Source organism: Pseudomonas sp. P4_C8 (assembly GCF_056401975.1).
Map to the genome: position 1 here is coordinate 52784 of NZ_JBFUIH010000002.1, position 19173 is coordinate 71956.

Below are 19173 nucleotides of genomic sequence, written 5' to 3' on the forward strand. Positions count from 1 at the left end.
TTCCTTTTGAGCAGGCCGGACCTATAAAACATCCTGAATGAAGAAACCTGCCAGATAACGTTATAGATGCGGTCGATTCCGGGAGTTTCAAGCGTTGTAACGTTGACGCAGATCAGGAGAGTTTAGCGTTCGAGCCAAATAAGGGAGGCAAACCGACCGGTGCGAGGACTACGGCGGTAAGAAAAAAAGCGAGGATCGGTCACGGTACAAAAACCGCCGCCATAAACAGCAGTGACACCACGGACCGCCAGACGCAAACGCGCCAGCTCATAGATATCGGCCATGAACTTGCCAGCATTGGCACTAGGCACAAAGGCGTTGGCGGCTTCTGGCAGTTGCTGGACGAAGGTTTCGCGCACTTCCGGGCCGACTTCAAAGGCTTGCGGGCCAATGGCCGGGCCGAGCCAGACCAGCACGTCTTCTGCCGGTACGGCCAACGCGTCGAGGGTCGCTTCCAGCACCCCCGCCGCCAACCCGCGCCAACCGGCGTGCGCCGCTGCAACGCGGGTGCCGGCACGGTCGCAAAACAGCGCTGGCAAACAGTCAGCCGTCATCGCCGCGCAGGCGATACCGGGCGTGGCCGTCCAGCTGGCGTCAGCGGTGGCTACCAGGCTTGGATCCGCATGGGCCACGGCGATGCCGTGAACCTGTTGCAGCCAGGCCGGTTGAATAGAGAAATGTTCGGTGAGGCGACGACGGTTCTCGGCCACAGCTTCGGGGCTGTCGTCGACATGATCGCCGAGGTTGAGGCTGTCGAACGGCGTCAGGCTGACGCCGCCCGCACGGGTGGTCACACAGGCTTTCACCCCGGCAGGCGCAGGCCAGTCGGGAATCAGCCAGTCACTCATCCGATGAACGCCTCACGGTCTTGCTTGAGCAGGGTCAGCAACCAGACGAAATCGTCCGGCAATGGTGATTCCCAGCTCATGCGTTTACCGGTGGTCGGGTGATCCAGCTCCAGGAACCGCGCATGCAGGGCCTGACGCGGGAACGCCTTCAACGATTCGACCATGGTCACACTGGCTGCCGGCGGAATACGGAAGCGACCGCCGTAGGCAGGGTCTCCGACCAACGGGTAGTTGATGTGAGCCATGTGCACACGAATCTGGTGGGTACGACCGGTTTCCAGCTTCACCCGCACATGAGTGTGGGAGCGGAAACGCTCGAGCACGCGGTAGTGGCTGACGGCTTGCTTGCCACCTTCCATCACCGCCATGCGCTGGCGTTGCTGGCCGTGACGACCGATTGGCGCGTTGATCTTGCCACCCGCTGTCACCACACCGATCACGATGCATTCGTAGATCCGGCTTACGCTGCGGCTCTGCAATTGAGTGACAAGCTGTGTCTGCGCCTGAATGGTCTTGGCCACCACCATCAGACCGGTGGTGTCCTTGTCCAGGCGATGCACGATACCGGCGCGGGGCACATTAATAATGTCCGGCACGTGGTGCAGCAAGGCGTTGAGCAAGGTGCCATCAGCGTGGCCGGCAGCCGGATGCACCACCAGACCCGCAGGTTTGTTGATCACCAGGATGTCGTCATCTTCATAGACGATGTCCAGCTCGATGTCTTGAGCGATCCATTCGCCCTGAGCTTCCTGCTCGGCAGTCAGTTCAAGAATGGCGCCACCGTGAACGATGTCTCGCGGGCGGATAACCGCCCCATCCACAGTCAGGCGGCCGTCTTTGATCCAGGCGGAAAGGCGCGAGCGCGAGTGCTCAGCGAATAATTGTGCGGCGACTTGATCGAGGCGTTGGCCGCCCAATTCGGACGGCACCTCTGCGCGGAGTTCAATTTTATCGGACATGCTCAGACTAGGCGTCGGCACAGCTTTTGGTTTCAGCTGCGCGCTTGTGGTTAAATACGGCGTCTTTTGCCCCGAGGCTACACAACGGGGCGCTCATCATAACAGGACGGCCCCGCCCAAGACAGCGGCCGTCATAGGGACGCAAGCCGCCATGCAAGTGAAACACCTGCTGCTGATCGCCATCCTCGCATTGACCGCTGCTTGCTCATCGAAGGAAGTCGTAGACGAAAACCTTAGCGAAGTAGAGCTGTACCAGCAGGCTCAACAAGATTTGGACAAGAGTAGCTACACCAGCGCCATTGCCAAGCTGAAGGCTCTGGAGTCGCGTTATCCGTTCGGTCGCTACGCTGATCAGGCTCAACTGGAGCTCATCTACGCGAACTACAAAAACACCGAGCCAGAAGCTGCCAAGTCGGCCGCCGAGCGTTTCATTCGCCTGCACCCGCAGCACCCGAACGTGGATTACGCCTACTATATGAAAGGTCTGACGTCCTTTGATCAGGACGTTGGCCTGCTGGCGCGCTTCCTGCCACTGGACATGACCAAGCGTGATCCGGGTGCCGCTCGCGACTCCTTCAACGAGTTCGCCCAGCTGACTAGCCGCTTCCCGAACAGCCGCTACTCGCCAGACGCCAAGCAGCGCATGATTTACCTGCGCAACTTGCTGGCGGCCTACGAGATTCACGTTGGCCACTATTACCTGACCCGTCAGGCCTATGTCGCCGCTGCGAACCGTGGCCGTTACGTGGTGGAAAACTTCCAGGATACCCCGTCCGTCGGTGACGGCCTGGCGATCATGACTGAAGCCTACCAGCGTATGCATCTGGACGAGCTGGCGGCCACCAGCCTCGAAACCCTGAAGCTCAACTACCCGACCAACCCAAGCCTGGAAGACGGTCAGTTCAAGCCTTCGGTTGCCGAAGCTGACAACCGCTCGTGGATGAGCAAGGCCACACTGGGCCTGATCGAGTCCCGCCCACCACTGCCGCCGGGTGAAACCCGTGCCAACCAGGACGTGCAGAGACAGTTCCAGGATGCCAAGGAAGCGATTCCGAGCGAACTGAAGCCTAAAGATGGAAGTGGCGACGCAGTCGAAGAAGAGCAACACGAGTCCGAAGGCAACAACAGCGACCGCTCGTGGTTCAGCTACATGACCTTTGGCGTGTTCGACTGACACCTCAGGTTGTACAAAAAGGAGCCTTGCAAGGCTCCTTTTTTGTGGGCGTGATGATTACGCTGTGCGCTTGGCATCACCTTGGCTAAACTGCTGAATCACTCGTCATAAAGCTGCTCACCATGCTCCGTTTACTGTTCTGGATCGCCCTGATTGCCGCTGCGGTATGGTTCTGGCGCAAGTTCAAGGGCTCGGCTTCCGCCCCCAGGTCTTCCGCCGAGCTGGAGGCTGCTCCGATGGTCCGCTGCGCCCATTGCGGCGTACACCTGCCCCGCGACCGCGCGCTGAGCCTTCAACAACAGTGGTATTGCAGCCAGGCTCACCTTGAGCAAGGCCCGGGCCCTGGTGGTCGCTGAGACGCCCAGTCCCGGCGACAAACAGGCCCAGCGACTGCTGCGCCTTTATCACCTCTACCGCTTAAGCGTCGGCATCACTCTGGTGTTGTTGATGACCAGCAACCTCGACAACGGGTTGCTGGCGTTCGCCAATGACGACCTGCTGCGCAGTGGCAGCTGGTTGTACCTGGTGCTGAATATTCTGCTGGTAGTGTTTCTGGAAAACACCCGACGGCCGGCGCAGCTGTTCAGCCTCGCGCTGGTCGACGTCTTGCTGCTCTGCGGTTTGTTTTACGCCGCTGGCGGAGTGGCCAGTGGCATCGGCAATCTATTGATCGTGTCAGTGGCCATCGGCAATACCCTGCTGCGTGGACGTACCGGCCTGTCAATCGCCGCAGTCGGCGCACTGGGCATCGTCGGTTTGAGTTTCCTCCTGAGCTACAGTCACCCGGCCAGTCCCAACGATTACCTGCAAGTCGGCACGCTCGGCGCGCTGTGTTTTGCCGCGGCATTGCTGGTGCAAGGCCTGACAAGACGCTTGGAAGTCAGCGAACACCTCGCCGAACAGCGGGCCAGCGAAGTGGTGGGGCTCGAAGCACTCAATGCGCTGATCCTGCAACGCATGCGCACGGGCATTCTGGTGCTCGACGAGCAGCGGCGGGTGCTACTGGCCAATCACAGCGCATTGACTTTCCTGGGGCACAAAGCCCTCGACGGACAGCTGATCGATGATTTTTCGCCAATGCTGGCCGAACGTCTTCAGCTGTGGCTAAACAATCCGACCCTGCGCCCGCAAAGCCTGAAAATCGCTGGCAACGGCCTGGAGCTGCAACCCAGTTTCATTGCCCTGAACCAAAGCCCCAACCACCAGACCCTGGTTTTTCTCGAAGACCTCGCTCAGGTCGCACAACAAGCACAGCAACTAAAACTCGCCGCCCTCGGTCGACTGACGGCGGGTATTGCCCATGAAATCCGCAATCCACTGGGCGCCATCAGTCATGCCGCGCAATTGCTGCGCGAATCCGAGGAACTCAAGGGGGCAGATCGGCGTCTGACCCAGATTATTCAAGACCACTCTCAGCGAATGAATCGGGTTATCGAAAACGTCCTGCAACTGTCCCGCCGCCAGCAAACCGTACCGCAACGGCTCGATCTGAAGCCGTGGCTGGAAAGGTTCGTCGCCGAAACCCGTGAGGGCACGACCGAGGGTCAGCACATTCACTTGCGTATAGGCTCAGGCGACTTCAACACCTTGATGGACCCGATCCAGCTCACCCAGGTTCTGGACAATTTGTTGCGCAATGCCTGGCGCCATAGCGCCCTGAATCACGACGCGGCCCAAGTCTGGCTCGAGTTGTTTGTTGATGCCGACACCCAGTTACCGATGCTCGAAGTGGTGGACAACGGCCCCGGCGTGGCGCCGGACCAGCAGGTGCATTTGTTCGAACCGTTTTTTACCACCAGTAGCCAAGGCACGGGCCTGGGGCTTTATCTGTCCCGTGAGCTGTGCGAAAGCAATCAGGCCCGCCTAGACTTCAAACCACGCCAAGGCGGCTGCTTTCGCATTACTTTTGCCCACGGACGGAAACAAAGTTGAACATGAGCCCACGGCCCAAAGTCCTGATCGTCGACGACGAACCGGATATCCGCGAACTCCTCGAAATCACCCTGGGACGGATGAAACTCGATACCTTCAGTGTCCGCAACCTGGGCGATGCCCAAGCCTTGTTGGCCCGGGAATCCTTCGATCTGTGCCTGACCGACATGCGCCTGCCCGACGGCACCGGCCTTGAGCTGGTGCAGCACATCCAGCAGCGTTACGCGCAAGTGCCGGTGGCGATGATCACCGCCTACGGCAGTCTCGAAACAGCGATCAACGCACTCAAGGCCGGCGCCTTCGACTTCCTGACCAAACCGGTCGACCTCACTCGGCTGAGAGAACTGATCACCAGCGCCCTGCGCTTGCCTGCACCGGGCGAGGCCAGCACGGCCATTGATCGCCGGCTACTGGGCGACTCCCTGCCCATGCGCAGCCTGCGCAAACACATCGACAAACTCGCGCGCAGCCAGGCGCCGGTCTACATCAGCGGCGAGTCCGGCAGTGGCAAAGAATTGGTCGCCAGACTGATCCATGAGCAAGGACCGCGAGCCCATCAACCCTTCGTCCCGGTCAACTGTGGGGCGATTCCGTCAGAGTTGATGGAAAGCGAATTCTTCGGGCATCGCAAAGGCAGTTTCAGTGGCGCCATCGAAGACAAACCCGGACTGTTCCAGGCCGCCCATGGCGGCACGCTATTCCTCGATGAAGTCGCGGATTTGCCTTTGGCCATGCAGGTCAAACTGCTGCGTGCGATTCAGGAAAAAACGGTTCGCCGGGTGGGCGAACAACAGGAAACGGTGGTCGATGTGCGCATCCTTTGCGCCACCCACAAAGACCTCGATGCCGAAGTCTCTGCTGAACGATTTCGCCAGGATCTGTACTACCGCCTCAACGTGATCGAACTGCGGGTTCCCTCATTGCGCGAACGCCGTGACGACATCGAACCGCTGGCCAGCCATGTGCTCAAGCGCTTGGCAGCCGGCAGCGGCCAACCCGCCGCAACGCTCCACCCACTTGCCCTGGATGCGCTGAAAAATTACCGTTTTCCGGGCAATGTTCGAGAACTGGAGAACGTGCTCGAACGGGCTCACACCTTGTGCGAGAACAAGCAGATTGAAGCCTGCGACCTGCGACTGGCCGAAGGGAATTGCACCGCAGAGACCGGCGTGCCGGACCTGACGCAGATCGACAATCTGGAAGATTATCTGGAAAACGTCGAGCGCAAAGTCATCCTCCAGGCGCTGGAGGAAACCCGCTGGAACCGCACGGCGGCGGCTCAGCGGCTGAGTCTTTCGTTCAGATCGATGCGTTACAGGCTCAAGAAGTTAGGGTTGGATTGAGGGCCCCTTCGTCGGAACGCCGCCCGGCGCCGGCTCGCTCCCACAGGGAGTTTGCGTCGTTCACAGATTAACTGTGGGAGCGAGCCTGCTCGCGAAGCGATCTGATAAACGACACACATCTAGCAGTCAGATCCGCCCCGTCGGCGCATACGGCGCAGGATCAATAATCGGCTCGCGGCCCAGCATCACGTCGGCAAACAACTGACACGACGCCGGCGCCAGCACCAGCCCATTGCGGTAATGCCCGCAATTGAGCCAAAGGCCTTCAAACCCTGGCACCTGACCGATGTAAGGAATGCCTTCAGGCGACCCCGGCCGCAATCCGGCCCAATGCCCGACCACTTCGGCATCCGCCAATGCCGGAATCAACTCCTCCGCCGACGCCTTCAGGCTTTCCAGCGCCGAATCGGTCGGCGTCTTGTCGTAGCCTTCATGTTCCAGCGTACTGCCAATCAGAATGTGCCCGTCGCGCCGGGGAATCGCATAACGTCCCTTGGCCAGTACCATGCTCGGCAAAAAATCCGCCGCGCACTGGTACAGAATCATTTGCCCTTTTACCGGTTCGACCGGTAGTTCCAGACCCAGGCTTTTCAGTAAATCCCCACTCCAGGCGCCGGCGGTCAGCACCACTTGATCACCAGCAATGGCACCCGTCGCAGTCTGCACACCGACGATTTGATCACCCTCACGAATGAACCCGCTGACTTCGCACTGCTCGTGGATCGTCACATTCGGCAGCGCCAGCAACGCAGCCTTCAGCGACTTCACCAGCCGTGGATTGCGCACATTGGCCACATCGGCCATGTACACCGCCCGCGAAAAACCTGCGCCCAGCACCGGCACTGCATCGTGTACCGCAGAGATATCCACAGCACGCAGCGGACGATTCTCGCGCTTGGCCCAAGCCAGCGCCTCAGCCTCGTCATCCAGATCCAACCAGTACAGACCGGTAGTGTGAACCTCAGGGTCAACCCCGGTCGCAGCGAACAATCGCTCACCGAGCTGTGGATAAAAATCCTGGGACCAATGCGCCAACGCGGTGACTGCCGGGTTGTAGCGCCACGGGTACAACGGCGAAACAATCCCGCCACCGGCCCATGACGACTCCTGCCCGACGTTCGAACGATCCAGCAGCACAACGCTGTGCACTTCGGACGCGAGATTGAACGCCGTCAGCAGCCCAATCACGCCGCCGCCGACAATCACCACTTGCTGTTGCCTGGTCATGTTCAGATCCAACCGTTAAATAGACAGAGGGCGCAAATGACGCCCAAAACGAAACTCAGCCACCCCAGCAATCCTTGGCGGTCAACCCGTCTGTTGCATTGACCATGCTTCTGACACCGGTATTGGTGAGGGTGAAATCCCCGCACTTGTCGGTGGCCATACTCGTACCGGACTTGCGCACCGCTGTCAGCAGGAAGGTCTGGTCAGTGAGGGTCGGGGTAATGGTGTAATAGTCATTGCCGGCGCTCAGGCCAGTTGCTTCGGTGTAGACATTCTTCTGGGAGTAGTACCGTTCAAGAATCTGCGCCTGCTCCGATAACACTCCGGCGATTTCGCCGCGCCGGCCCTTATTCAGGTATTCGGTGAAGCTCGGGGCGGCAATGGTGATGACGATCCCAATGATCGCAATCACGATCATGATTTCGATCAGGGTAAAACCTCGGTTGGATCTACGCATGCCTCAACTCTCACTTACTGTATTTGTCGCCACATGATGCGACGGCTGCCGCCGCCGGTTTTTTCCACCACTGGGGTGATCACGTCTCCGGAATCATTTCCGGGGATGTCATTGGCAATGCCATCGGAGGCCGGATTATCGCCGATATAGATCACCCCGCTGGAAATTGCGTCGGGATTATCGACCACGCCATCGCCATTGCCGTCGAGCATCTTAACGCTGAACGCTTCGGGCAGCTTCAGGCAGATTGCCGTCAACCCCTGTCTGTCGCGATAGAAACCGTACCAATTGCCAGCGGCCAGACATCGACGTTTACTCGGGGTGGGCGGGTCCGGCGACGTAAAACAATAGGCCGGCATCGACAGGCACAGCAGCAACCCAACGCCATACCACCTCAGTCGCCATGTAATGTGGCGCTTAGTACTTCGCATAAATACTCTCCACGACACTGCGCGAGTTGCCCGCGATGCCGACGGCGGTCACCCGGTAAAGCGTCGCCGAGGTATTGCTCGGCACATTGACGGCGGTGAGCGTGGTGCCAATGTTCTGTACCCCGTAAAAGCCGCTGCCGGAAGCGATCCACGTCACGCCAGAACTGGCGTTGCGGCCGGCGGTAGTGAGGGTCGTGGCCTCGGCCGGCGGTGCGCACTGGCTGCAAACCGGCAATGAATAAGTGTCGAGTTGCACTGCGCTTTCACCCACGCGCAACGCGGCTTCTGCGCCCTGGAACGACTGGTTGCGCAAGCTCACGCTGCCGGCCATTTTTTCCTGCAGGGTGGCGTTCTGCATCGAAGACAGGCCGATCAACGTCAGCAACAGCAGAAACACCAGGCTGACCAGCAGCGCCATCCCGCGTTGAGCGTGAGATGTCATGACGGCTCTCATGGCAAGCGGTTGCGCAAGGCGGCAACCACGCTGAAGGTTTGGTTGTGTACCCGGTTGTTCGGGTCCGCGAGGGTCAGACTCAGCCGTACGCTGCGAATCCGTGCCGGGTCTGACGGGTTGCTGCTGTAACTGGAGGCGGCCACATCGGTGGCCGAACTGGCGAGGCCGAAGCTTACGTTGAAAGCCTCCACGTGGTTCACCAGCACGTACTGGGTGGGCGTGCCGACGCCGGCCCCCATCAGTACCTGGTTATTTTTGAAGCTGTAGATCAAGCGCCGTATCGGAAACGCCAGAAACCCCGTCGCGGGTTTGCGCAAGCCGGTGTACGCCGTCGCCGAGTTTCGGCAGTCAGAAATGACCGTCCAGGCTGGCACTCCGCCCGCGCCGCCGACATCCGCCGTCACCAGGGTCAGCTTGCGGTTGGCGTTGTCCCAACTGATGGGCGTTATCTGACTGGCGTTGAAATCACCCGCATCACTTGAGTCAGTAATGGCCCCCAGACAGCCGAACATGCCGACCATGCGGATTTCCTGGATCATCTTGCTCAATACAAATCGCGCGTCTTCCTGCATGGCGGCGGAGGCGTTCTGGCTGACGTAGGTATTTTTAGCCGCGATGAAAATCTGCACGACGCCCAGTACTACGATCAGACTCAACGCCAGCGCAATCAGCAACTCGATCAAACCGAACCCTCGGCTGGAGCGGCTCATGGCGTGGACACCGGGTCGACCGTGGCGCGACTGGTCAAGACGAAACTGCGGCGCGAATTGGCGGTATTGGCGGCGCGCGAGTCATCCCAGGTGATGGTGATGGTGTAGACCCGCTGGTTCAACGCCACACTGCCGGTGGCCGTCGCGCCGCCGAAATTGACGATGTTGGTGGTGAAATCGTAGAGATCCTGATCGCGGGCGACACTCTGGTTGCCCGAGGTCGGCGGCGTGACGGTGTAATCAGCGCCGGAATTGGCGCGGATGCGGTCCATCATGTCGTAGGCGATAAAACTGGCCTGGCTGGTCATCCGTGAACTGTCGGTGTACTTCAGCGCATTGAGCTGAATCGCCGCCGCTCCCAATAGCCCCACCGTCAGTATCAACAACGCAACCAAGACTTCGATCAGCGTCATGCCCTCCTGTGCACGCTTGCTCCATCCCCTCATCCGCAACTTCCACCCAATAGAATTCGTCCGTTCAAACACACATTCAGCGTCCTGCTTTGCGTCCCCCGTACATAGTTGATAACCACGGCAGTCGACGGTGCCGACAAACCGCCCAGGTTGTTAAAGTCCAGCGCGGTCACTCCTGAGGTTAGCGTCAGGGTGGCGCCGCTGCTCGTCGCTGGAACAACCCGCAATACATTGGCCGGTGTGCCAGTACCGTCATAGACCGTCAATTCACCGGTCCAAACGCTGTCACCGGCTGTCGGGCGGACTCGAGTGGTGATGCCACGGTTGATGGCCTCCAGTCGGGCGAAGTTGAGTCCGCGCTGCAAGTCGCCGATTTCTGTATCGGCCCTGGTGGTTTGCACCGAACGGGTAAACGCCGGCACCGCCAGGGTGATCAAGATCAGAAACACCGCGAGCGCAATCAGCAGCTCGATCAGCGTGAAACCTTTTGTACGATGATCCATCGGTGCCCTCAGTTGCCGTCGGCTATACCTGCCATTACACGCTAGAAAACTCGACCGGCGCAGGCAGGTTGTTTGCCATCACCCCGCAGGGACCGCGCGGGTCACAACACTCCAGGGAAGGAAATGCCATGCATCAGCAAGGTTTCAGCCTGATCGAACTGCTTATGGGACTGGCGATTGCCGCAATTGTTCTGCTGTTGGTCAGTTCGGCGTTCGCAGCACTCACTGAATCGAACCATCGAGAGCAGGCGGCGCACGCGCTGGTCAGTGGGATACGCAACGCCCGAACCTTGGCCATCACGCGCAACCAGGCCGTTGTAATTCATGGCATCAACGGGGATTGGGGTCAGGGTTGGCGGATCATTCTGGACATCAGTGGCAAAGGGCCGAAGGACAGCAGCAATCCGCTGCTGGTTGAGCGCGCCAGTGGCGCTCGGGGGGCGATTGTCGGCAATGGGCCGGTCAGGCGTTACATACGATTCAGCGGGATAGGCGAACCCCAGATGCCCGGACGGGCGTTTCAAGCGGGGACAGTGCACTTTTGCGCGGCCCGCGAGCCGGTCAGCCAGCTCCAGGTGGTGCTGGCCGCTACGGGTCGCGTCAGCCTGCGCAGCAAAAAAGCCGAGCAGGCGCTATGTCCGGGTGGGAAACGCTTCAGAGCAACGAGCGCACGCGCAGCTCTTTAGGCATGGAGAACGTGATGTTCTCCTCGCGACCGGCCAGTTCATCGGCACCGGTTGCACCCCAGGCCTGCAATTGCTGAATTACCCCACGCACCAACACTTCCGGAGCAGAAGCGCCGGCGGTAATGCCGATACGCTCGACACCATCAAACCAGCTCTTTTGCAGGTCTTCGGCGCCGTCGATCAGGTACGCCGGGGTGGCCATGCGTTCGGCCAGCTCACGCAAGCGATTGGAGTTGGAGCTGTTCGGGCTGCCGACCACCAGCACCACGTCGCATTCGTCGGCCAGTTGCTTAACGGCGTCCTGACGGTTTTGCGTGGCGTAGCAGATGTCGTCCTTGCGCGGGCCACCAATCGCCGGGAAGCGCGTACGTAGCGCGTCGATCACACGACTGGTGTCGTCCATGGACAGGGTGGTCTGGGTCACGAAGGCGAGTTTTTCCGGATTGTGTACCTGCAATGCGGCGACGTCTTTCTCGTCTTCGACCAGGTAAATCGCGCCACCATTGCTGCCATCGTATTGGCCCATGGTGCCTTCGACTTCCGGGTGACCGGCATGGCCGATGAGGATGCATTCACGACCATCGCGGCTGTAACGTGCGACTTCGATGTGCACCTTGGTCACCAGCGGGCAGGTCGCGTCGAACACCTTGAGGCCACGGCCGGCGGCTTCGGTACGCACCGCCTGGGAAACGCCGTGGGCACTGAAGATCACGATGACGTCGTCTGGCACCTGATCCAGTTCCTCAACGAAGATCGCCCCGCGAGCACGCAGGTCTTCGACGACGAACTTGTTGTGGACCACTTCGTGGCGCACATAGATCGGCGGCCCGAACACTTCCAGGGCGCGGTTGACGATTTCGATCGCTCGGTCCACTCCGGCGCAGAAGCCACGGGGGTTGGCGAGTTTGATTTGCATGCTGTGCCTCGTGTCTTGCGCGCAGGAAATTGAAACATTGCAACTCACTGTAGGAGCTGGCTTGCCAGCGAAGAGGCCATCAGCTTCAACGCTAGTCTTCAAGGCCTCTTCGCCGGCAAACCGGCTCCTACAGAAAAGCGTTTTACAACGATTTGACGTTGATGATCTCGACGTCAAAGGTCAATGTCTTGCCGGCCAGCGGGTGGTTGAAGTCGATGGTCACTTGCTCGTCATCGAATTCTTTCACAACGCCTGGCAGCTCAGTATTCGCCGCATCGTTGAAGATCACCAGCAGACCCGGCGACAGGCCCATGTCCTTGAACTGCGAACGCGGGATGATCTGTACGTTCTGCGGGTTCGGCTGACCGAAAGCGTTTTCCGGCTGAATGATCAGCGTACGCTTGTCGCCCGCCTTGAAGCCGAACAGTGCCGCTTCGAAACCTGGCAACAGGTTGCCGTCGCCGACCTGAAAGGTCGCCGGGGCTTTGTCGAAGGTGCTGTCGACGGTGTCGCCGTTCTCCAGGCGCAGTGCAAAGTGCAAGGTGACTTCCGTGTTCTGGCGGATGCGTTGCTCAGCCAATACCTGTTCAGTCATGAACGGCTTCTCCGGTCTTCTTACTTTTGAACATATCCAGTGCCAGCATCACCGCACCGACAGTAATTGCGCTGTCGGCAAAGTTGAACGCCGGGAAATACCAGCGGTTCTGCCAATGCACCAGAATGAAATCGATCACATGGCCCAAGGCGATGCGGTCATACAAATTGCCCAGCGCGCCGCCCAGCACTAGCGCCAAGGCGACAGCCAGCCAGGTTTCGTTGCGCCCAAGACGCTTGAGCCACACCACCAGCACCGCACTGACCACCACAGCGATCAGGGCAAACAACCAGCGCTGCCAGCCGGAGCTGTCAGCCAGGAAGCTGAACGCCGCGCCGGTGTTGTAGGCCAGGGTCCAGCTGAAGTAATCGGGGATCACCACGATTTGCTGGTACATCTCGAGCTTGCCTTCAAAGTAGAACTTGCTGGCCTGGTCGATGACCAGGACCAGCAAACTCAACCAGAGCCAGCTCAGCCGTCCGAAACGGCCAACGGCATTAGGCATAGTGACGGACCTCGCCAGCGCCGCTGATGTTGTCGACGCAACGACCGCAGATTTCCGGATGCTCCGGGTTCACGCCGACGTCTTCACGGCAGTGCCAGCAACGGGCGCACTTGGCGTGGCTCGACTTGACCACTTGCAGCTTCAAACCGCTGACTTCGGTGACCACGGCATCGGCCGGTGCCTGTACGAACGGTGCAACGGTCGCGGTCGAAGTGATCAGCACGAAGCGCAGTTCGTTGCTCAGCTTGGCCAGGTCGGCGCTCAGCGCTTCTTCGGCGAACAGCGTCACTTCGGCTTGCAGGTTGCCACCGACGGCCTTGGCCGCGCGCTGGATTTCCATTTCTTTGTTGACGGCTACTTTGACCGCCATGATCCGCTCCCAGTAGGCGCGGTCCAGTTCGACGCCTTCCGGCAGCTCGGTCAAACCTTCGTACCAGGTGTTGAGCATCACCGATTCGTTGCGCTCGCCCGGCAGGTATTCCCACAGTTCGTCAGCGGTGAACGCGAGGATCGGCGCGATCCAGCGCACCAGCGCTTCGGAGATGTGATACAGCGCGGTTTGCGCCGAACGGCGGGCCTTGCTGTTGGCGCCAGTGGTGTACTGACGGTCCTTGATGATGTCGAGGTAGAAACCGCCCAACTCCTGCACGCAGAAGTTGTGGATCTTGGAGTAGACGTTCCAGAAACGGTACTCGCCGTAGTGCTCTTGCAGCTCACGTTGCAGCAGCAGCGTGCGGTCCACGGCCCAACGATCCAGCGCGAGCATGTCTTCGGCCGGCAGGATGTCAGTGGCCGGATTGAAGCCGGTCAGGTTCGAGAGCAGGAAGCGCGCGGTGTTACGGATACGCCGGTAGGCGTCTGCACTGCGTTGCAGGATCTGCTCGGAAACTGCCATTTCACCCGAGTAATCGGTGGAAGCCACCCACAGACGCATGATGTCGGCGCCCAAGGTGTCGTTGACCTTTTGCGGTGCAATCACGTTGCCCAGCGATTTGGACATCTTGCGACCGGACTCATCAACCGTGAAGCCGTGAGTCAGCAGTTCGCGGTACGGCGCGTGGTTGTCGATGGCGCAACCGGTCAGCAAGGACGAGTGGAACCAGCCACGGTGCTGGTCCGAGCCTTCCAGGTACAGGTCGGCGCGTGGACCGGTTTCGTGGCCCATCGGGTGCGAACCGCGCAGGACGTGCCAATGCGTGGTGCCCGAATCGAACCAGACGTCCAGGGTGTCGCTGATCTTGTCGTACTGCGGCGCTTCATCACCCAGCAGTTCGGCGGCGTCCATCTTGAACCAGGCTTCGATGCCTTCGACTTCGACGCGCTTGGCCACTTCTTCCATCAGCTCGGCGGTACGCGGGTGCAGTTCGCCGCTTTCCTTGTTCAGGAAGAACGGGATCGGCACGCCCCAGTTGCGCTGACGGGAGATGCACCAGTCCGGACGGTTGGCGATCATCGAATGCAGGCGCGCCTGGCCCCAGGCTGGAACGAACCGGGTGTCTTCGATGGCTTTGATCGCCCGCTTGCGCAGGGTGTCGCCGGTCGCAGGCTCTTTGTCCATGCCGATGAACCACTGTGCGGTGGCGCGGTAGATCAACGGGGTCTTGTGACGCCAGCAGTGCATGTAGCTGTGTTCGATGATGGTGGTGTGCAGCAGCGCGCCGACTTCAGTCAGCTTGTCGACGATGGCCGGGTTGGCTTTCCAGATGAACTGGCCGCCGAAAAACTCCAGCGAGGTCGCGTAAACACCGTTGCTTTGCACCGGATTGAGGATGTCGTCGTTGACCATGCCGTACTTCTTGCAGGTCACGAAGTCGTCCACGCCGTAGGCCGGTGCGGAGTGAACCACGCCGGTGCCGGCGCCCAGTTCAACGTACTCGGCCAGGTAAACCGGCGACAGGCGATCGTAGAACGGGTGACGGAAATTGATCAGTTCCAGTTCTTTACCGGTGGTGGTCGCGATGACCGAACCTTCCAGGCTGTAACGGGCCAGGCACGACTCGACCAGCTCTTCAGCCAGCACCAGCAGTTTGCCGCCGACGTCGACCAGGGCGTAGTTGAATTCCGGGTGAACGTTCAGCGCCTGGTTGGCCGGGATGGTCCACGGGGTGGTGGTCCAGATCACGATCGAAGCAGGCTTGGCCAGAGACGGCAGACCGAAAGCGGCAGCCAGTTTGGCTTCGTCGGCAATCGGGAACGCTACGTCGATGGTCGAGGACTTCTTGTTCTCGTACTCGACTTCCGCTTCAGCCAGGGCCGAACCGCAGTCGAAGCACCAGTTCACAGGCTTGAGGCCTTTGAACACGAAACCGCCTTTGACGATTTCAGCCAAGGCGCGGATTTCACCGGCCTCGTTCTTGAAGTCCATGGTCTTGTACGGGTTGGCAAAGTCGCCCAACACGCCCAGACGGATAAATTCGGATTTCTGACCTTCGATCTGCTCGGTGGCGTAGGCACGGCACAGTTCGCGGGTCTTGTCCGCGCCCAGGTTCTTGCCGTGGGTCACTTCGACTTTGTGCTCGATCGGCAGACCGTGGCAGTCCCAACCCGGCACATAAGGCGCGTCGAAACCCGACAGGGTCTTCGAGCGAATGATCATGTCCTTGAGAATCTTGTTCAGCGCATGACCGATGTGAATCGTGCCGTTGGCGTACGGAGGACCGTCGTGCAGGACGAACTTCGGACGATCCTTGCCAATCTCGCGCAACTTACCGTACAGGCCAATGCTGTCCCAGCGCTGCAGAATCTGCGGTTCGCGCTGAGGCAGGCCGGCCTTCATTGGGAAGGCGGTGTCCGGAAGGTTTAGCGTGGCTTTATAGTCGGTCATTTAAGGCTCTTCATTAGCGATTGGCGCTAGGTGCGACAGGGCACGGGCGGCGGCGACATCCGCATTGATCGCCGTCTTAAGCGCCTCCAGAGAGGCGAAACGCTGCTCTTCACGCAGCTTGTGGTGGAAGACCACCGTCAAACGCCGGTCATACAGATCGCCGGCAAAATCTAAAAGATGCACTTCGAGGTGGGCTTTTCCATCACCTTGAACCGTTGGCCGCACGCCGATATTGGCGACGCCTGGCCAGGTCTTGCCGTCGATGTCGACGTTGACCAGGTAAACCCCGGTCAGCGGCACGCGACGGCGCTTGAGTTGTATGTTGGCCGTGCGCGTACCCAACTGGCGCGCCAGCTTCTGGCCGTGCAGCACCCGCCCGGTAATCTGGAAGGGCCGCCCGAGCAGTCGCTCGGCCAAGGCAAAATCAGCAGCGGCCAGGGCATTGCGGACCTGGGTGCTGCTGACGCGAATGCCGTCCAGCTCGACGGTTTGCGCCGCTTCGACGGTAAAGCCCTGAACGATGCCGGCTTGTTGCAGGAAATCGAAATCTCCTACGCGGTCACAGCCAAATCGGAAGTCATCACCGACTTCCAGGTGCTGCACGCCAAGGCCGTCCACCAGAATGGTATCAACGAATTCACTGGCGCTGAGCTTGCTCAGCCGCTGGTTGAAGGCCAGGCACAGGACACGGTCGACACCTTCGTCGGCCAGCAGCTGCAGTTTATCCCGCAACCGGGCCAGACGGGCAGGAGCCGTGTCCGGGGCGAAAAATTCTCGGGGCTGCGGCTCAAAAATCACCACGCAGCTGGGCACGCCCAACTCGAGCGCACGTTCACGCAGCCGCGCCAGGATAGCCTGATGACCACGGTGAACACCGTCAAAGTTGCCAATGGTGGCGACACAGCCCCGATGCTGGGGGCGCAGATTTTGGAGGCCTCGAACCAGCTGCATAACGCGCTTCTTGCTCATAAAGTGGTCGATTATAACCACACCCGGCGGCCGACGACAGGCAACACCGTAACCAAAGTGATCGAACCGACAAAACCACCGGCTCGCCCGTGTTTATCGAGGCCGCAACCTCAACTCAGTGCCTTGCGATTGAAGTCGCGCAAACGGAAGCCCATCAGCAGCAACATCCCGAAATAAGAGACGATACCGGCCGCGACCAAAGCACCAAGGCGCAGGAACCGCTCCAGCATATGCCCCTGATCCCACGCCGGCATGAAGTGCATCCCGACCAGCAACACCGCAGACATCACCAACACGGCGATGACGAGCTTGGCGCCGAACTTCGCCCAACCCGGTTGCGGCTGGTACATCTGCTGCTTGCGCAACTGATAGAACAATAACCCGGCGTTGAGGCAGGCACCGGCACTGATGGCCAGTGCCAGACCGGCGTGGGCCAGTGGACCGATCAACATCAAGTTGAATAACTGGGTCACCACCAGGGTAAAAATTGCAATTTTCACCGGCGTGCGGATGTTTTGTTGCGCATAAAAACCCGGCGCCAGCACTTTGATCACGATAATGCCCAGCAAACCGACTGAATAAGCGATTAACGCCCGTTGCGTCATCGACGCATCGAAGGCGCTGAATTGACCGTACTGAAACAGCGAGACAGTCAGCGGCTCAGCCAGAATCCCCAGCGCCAGCGCACACGGCAACACCAACATGAAGCACAGGCGCAGCCCCCAATCGAGGATGCGCGAATACTCGTGACGATCATTGCTGGCGTAGGTTTTGGCCAGTGTCGGCAACAGAATCGTGCCCAACGCCACGCCCAATACGCCGGACGGCAATTCCATCAAACGGTCGGCGTAGTACATCCAGGACACCGAACCGGCCACCAGGAACGACGCGAAAATAGTGTTGATGATCAGCGAAATCTGGCTCACGGACACGCCGAGAATCGCCGGCAGCATCTGTTTCATGACCCGCCAGACGCCACTGTCACGCAGGTTCAGGCGTGGCAACACCAGCATGCCGATCTTTTTCAGGTGCGGCAGCTGATAGAGCAATTGCGCCAGACCACCCACCAGAACCGCCCAGCCCAACGCCATGACCGGCGGATCGAAATACGGAGTCAGGAACAGCGAAAAGATGATCATGCTGACGTTGAGCAGAGTCGGTACAAAGGCCGGCACCGAAAAACGGTTGTAAGTATTGAGGATCGCACCGGCCAGGGACGACAGGGAGATCAACAAGATGTAGGGAAAGGTCACCCGCAACAGGCTGGAGGTCAGCTCGAATTTTTCCGGTGTAGTGGTAAATCCCGGCGCGGTCGCCCAGATGACCCAGGGTGCAGCAATCATCCCCAATACCGTAACCAGCGCCAGCACCAGCGTCAGCAGGCCCGAGACGTACGCAACAAACGTTCGCGTCGCCTCTTCACCCTTCTGGCTTTTGTATTCGGCCAGAATCGGCACGAAAGCCTGGGAAAACGCCCCCTCGGCGAAGATCCGCCGCAGCAGGTTAGGCAGTTTGAAGGCGATAAAGAAGGCGTCCGTCGCCATCCCGGCACCAAATGTACGTGCGATAAGCGTGTCACGAACAAACCCCAAAACCCGGGAAATCATCGTGATAGAGCTGACGGCGGCCAACGATTTGAGCAGATTCATTGAAAGAGTTTGTGCCTGTCGATAAACAGCAGGCGAACAAAGCGCCTACTTATGCGATACTCCGCGCCGCAGCAGCACAGAGCCAAAGCTCGCGAGTTTACAGGTCAAGCGCCGGAAATAAATATCCCGCCTCTTTATACCTACCACTTAGCGGAACGTCTCAACCGCCCTTGACAAGACATCAACTCATCGGCATGATTCGCGGCCTATTTTGTTTGCTATTTCCTAAAAAGTCTTTCGAGGAGCTCGACGGTGGCCAACACACCTTCCGCCAAAAAACGTGCAAAACAGGCTGAGAAGCGTCGCAGCCACAACGCCAGCCTGCGTTCCATGGTTCGTACCTACATCAAGAATGTAGTTAAAGCCATCGACGCAAAAGACGCTGCTAAAGCTCAAGCTGCTTACGTTCTGGCCGTACCAGTTATCGACCGTATGGCCGATAAAGGTATCATCCACAAGAACAAGGCTGCTCGTCATAAGAGCCGCCTGAACGGTCACGTCAAGGCTCTGAACCTTGCTGTTGCCGCTTAAGCGATAAGCTTGTTGAAAAACCGACCTCAGGGTCGGTTTTTTATTGC

General features: G+C 59.4%; 21 protein-coding genes. 6 read left to right on the forward strand and 15 right to left on the reverse strand.

Going from position 1 to position 19173, the window contains the following annotated elements; all coding sequences use genetic code 11:
• Window positions 1-122: 122 nt before the first annotated feature.
• Both pgeF and rluD read right to left on the reverse strand, forming a co-directional pair.
• Entirely contained in the window at window positions 123-848 is a 726-nt protein-coding gene (gene pgeF, locus AC1DWM_RS01440) for a peptidoglycan editing factor PgeF (RefSeq protein ID WP_477794481.1), read from the reverse strand.
• Window positions 845-1807 (reverse strand): 23S rRNA pseudouridine(1911/1915/1917) synthase RluD, encoded by a 963-nt coding sequence (gene rluD, locus AC1DWM_RS01445; RefSeq protein WP_007942311.1) that lies wholly within the window; start codon window positions 1805-1807, stop codon window positions 845-847. Before rluD ends, pgeF begins: the two co-directional genes overlap by 4 nt.
• A gap of 151 nt (window positions 1808-1958) precedes the next feature.
• Between rluD and AC1DWM_RS01450 the strand changes: the two genes are divergently transcribed.
• The 4 genes from AC1DWM_RS01450 to AC1DWM_RS01465 all read left to right on the forward strand — a co-directional run bounded on the left by AC1DWM_RS01450 (window position 1959) and on the right by AC1DWM_RS01465 (window position 6256).
• On the forward strand, window positions 1959-2981 hold the full coding sequence (locus tag AC1DWM_RS01450) for an outer membrane protein assembly factor BamD (protein WP_223515569.1): 1023 nt from the start codon (window positions 1959-1961) through the stop codon (window positions 2979-2981).
• Window positions 2982-3103: 122 nt separating this feature from the next.
• Window positions 3104-3337 carry a PP0621 family protein gene (locus AC1DWM_RS01455; RefSeq protein WP_223515567.1) on the forward strand — a complete coding sequence of 78 codons (234 nt, stop codon included), beginning with the start codon at window positions 3104-3106 and terminating at the stop codon, window positions 3335-3337.
• On the forward strand, window positions 3327-4913 hold the full coding sequence (locus AC1DWM_RS01460; protein ID WP_477794536.1) for a sensor histidine kinase: 1587 nt from the start codon (window positions 3327-3329) through the stop codon (window positions 4911-4913). The genes AC1DWM_RS01455 and AC1DWM_RS01460 overlap by 11 nt, the downstream gene beginning before the upstream one ends.
• A 2-nt stretch (window positions 4914-4915) precedes the next feature.
• Window positions 4916-6256 (forward strand): sigma-54-dependent transcriptional regulator, encoded by a 1341-nt coding sequence (locus AC1DWM_RS01465; RefSeq protein WP_477794482.1) that lies wholly within the window; start codon window positions 4916-4918, stop codon window positions 6254-6256.
• A gap of 126 nt (window positions 6257-6382) precedes the next feature.
• Here AC1DWM_RS01465 and thiO read toward each other — a convergent pair whose 3' ends face one another.
• Genes thiO through AC1DWM_RS01500 form a run of 7 tightly spaced genes read right to left on the reverse strand, consistent with a single transcriptional unit; the run spans window position 6383 to window position 10451 of the window.
• The gene (gene thiO, locus AC1DWM_RS01470) at window positions 6383-7483 is read right to left on the reverse strand and encodes a glycine oxidase ThiO (protein WP_223515561.1); all 1101 of its coding nucleotides are present in this window, start codon (window positions 7481-7483) and stop codon (window positions 6383-6385) included.
• 55 nt (window positions 7484-7538) lie between these two features.
• Window positions 7539-7940, reverse strand: a complete 402-nt coding sequence (locus AC1DWM_RS01475) for a type IV pilin protein (protein ID WP_477794483.1) — start codon at window positions 7938-7940, stop codon at window positions 7539-7541.
• Between the two features lie 14 nt (window positions 7941-7954).
• Window positions 7955-8317 (reverse strand): hypothetical protein, encoded by a 363-nt coding sequence (locus AC1DWM_RS01480; protein ID WP_223515555.1) that lies wholly within the window; start codon window positions 8315-8317, stop codon window positions 7955-7957.
• Window positions 8318-8357: 40 nt separating this feature from the next.
• On the reverse strand, window positions 8358-8813 hold the full coding sequence (locus AC1DWM_RS01485; protein WP_223515552.1) for a pilus assembly PilX family protein: 456 nt from the start codon (window positions 8811-8813) through the stop codon (window positions 8358-8360).
• A gap of 8 nt (window positions 8814-8821) precedes the next feature.
• On the reverse strand, window positions 8822-9535 hold the full coding sequence (locus AC1DWM_RS01490) for a PilW family protein (RefSeq protein WP_477794484.1): 714 nt from the start codon (window positions 9533-9535) through the stop codon (window positions 8822-8824).
• Window positions 9532-9981, reverse strand: a complete 450-nt coding sequence (pilV, locus tag AC1DWM_RS01495) for a type IV pilus modification protein PilV (protein WP_223515533.1) — start codon at window positions 9979-9981, stop codon at window positions 9532-9534. The genes AC1DWM_RS01490 and pilV overlap by 4 nt, the downstream gene beginning before the upstream one ends.
• A complete protein-coding gene (locus AC1DWM_RS01500; RefSeq protein ID WP_223515530.1) occupies window positions 9978-10451 on the reverse strand; it encodes a GspH/FimT family pseudopilin in 474 nt (157 codons plus the stop codon). The genes pilV and AC1DWM_RS01500 overlap by 4 nt, the downstream gene beginning before the upstream one ends.
• 128 nt (window positions 10452-10579) lie before the next feature.
• On the opposite strand from AC1DWM_RS01500, the gene AC1DWM_RS01505 reads away from it, so the two are divergent.
• Window positions 10580-11137, forward strand: a complete 558-nt coding sequence (locus AC1DWM_RS01505; RefSeq protein ID WP_477794485.1) for a GspH/FimT family pseudopilin — start codon at window positions 10580-10582, stop codon at window positions 11135-11137.
• Here AC1DWM_RS01505 and ispH read toward each other — a convergent pair.
• From ispH to murJ, 6 genes are all read right to left on the reverse strand, one after another.
• Window positions 11106-12053, reverse strand: a complete 948-nt coding sequence (gene ispH, locus AC1DWM_RS01510; protein ID WP_214378885.1) for a 4-hydroxy-3-methylbut-2-enyl diphosphate reductase — start codon at window positions 12051-12053, stop codon at window positions 11106-11108. The genes AC1DWM_RS01505 and ispH overlap by 32 nt on opposite strands.
• A 142-nt stretch (window positions 12054-12195) precedes the next feature.
• Window positions 12196-12633: an FKBP-type peptidyl-prolyl cis-trans isomerase gene (gene fkpB, locus AC1DWM_RS01515; RefSeq protein ID WP_477794537.1), complete on the reverse strand. Its 438-nt coding sequence runs from the start codon at window positions 12631-12633 to the stop codon at window positions 12196-12198.
• 7 nt (window positions 12634-12640) lie between these two features.
• Window positions 12641-13153, reverse strand: coding sequence for a signal peptidase II (gene lspA, locus AC1DWM_RS01520; RefSeq protein WP_452628204.1), 513 nt, complete (start codon window positions 13151-13153; stop codon window positions 12641-12643).
• Window positions 13146-15977 (reverse strand): isoleucine--tRNA ligase, encoded by a 2832-nt coding sequence (gene ileS / locus AC1DWM_RS01525; protein WP_223515507.1) that lies wholly within the window; start codon window positions 15975-15977, stop codon window positions 13146-13148. The genes lspA and ileS overlap by 8 nt, the downstream gene beginning before the upstream one ends.
• On the reverse strand, window positions 15978-16928 hold the full coding sequence (gene ribF, locus AC1DWM_RS01530; RefSeq protein ID WP_223515504.1) for a bifunctional riboflavin kinase/FAD synthetase: 951 nt from the start codon (window positions 16926-16928) through the stop codon (window positions 15978-15980).
• Between the two features lie 128 nt (window positions 16929-17056).
• Window positions 17057-18595, reverse strand: a complete 1539-nt coding sequence (gene murJ, locus AC1DWM_RS01535) for a murein biosynthesis integral membrane protein MurJ (protein ID WP_223515501.1) — start codon at window positions 18593-18595, stop codon at window positions 17057-17059.
• 252 nt (window positions 18596-18847) lie between these two features.
• On the opposite strand from murJ, the gene rpsT reads away from it, so the two are divergent.
• The gene (gene rpsT / locus AC1DWM_RS01540) at window positions 18848-19126 is read left to right on the forward strand and encodes a 30S ribosomal protein S20 (RefSeq protein ID WP_007942340.1); all 279 of its coding nucleotides are present in this window, start codon (window positions 18848-18850) and stop codon (window positions 19124-19126) included.
• Window positions 19127-19173: the final 47 nt, after the last annotated feature.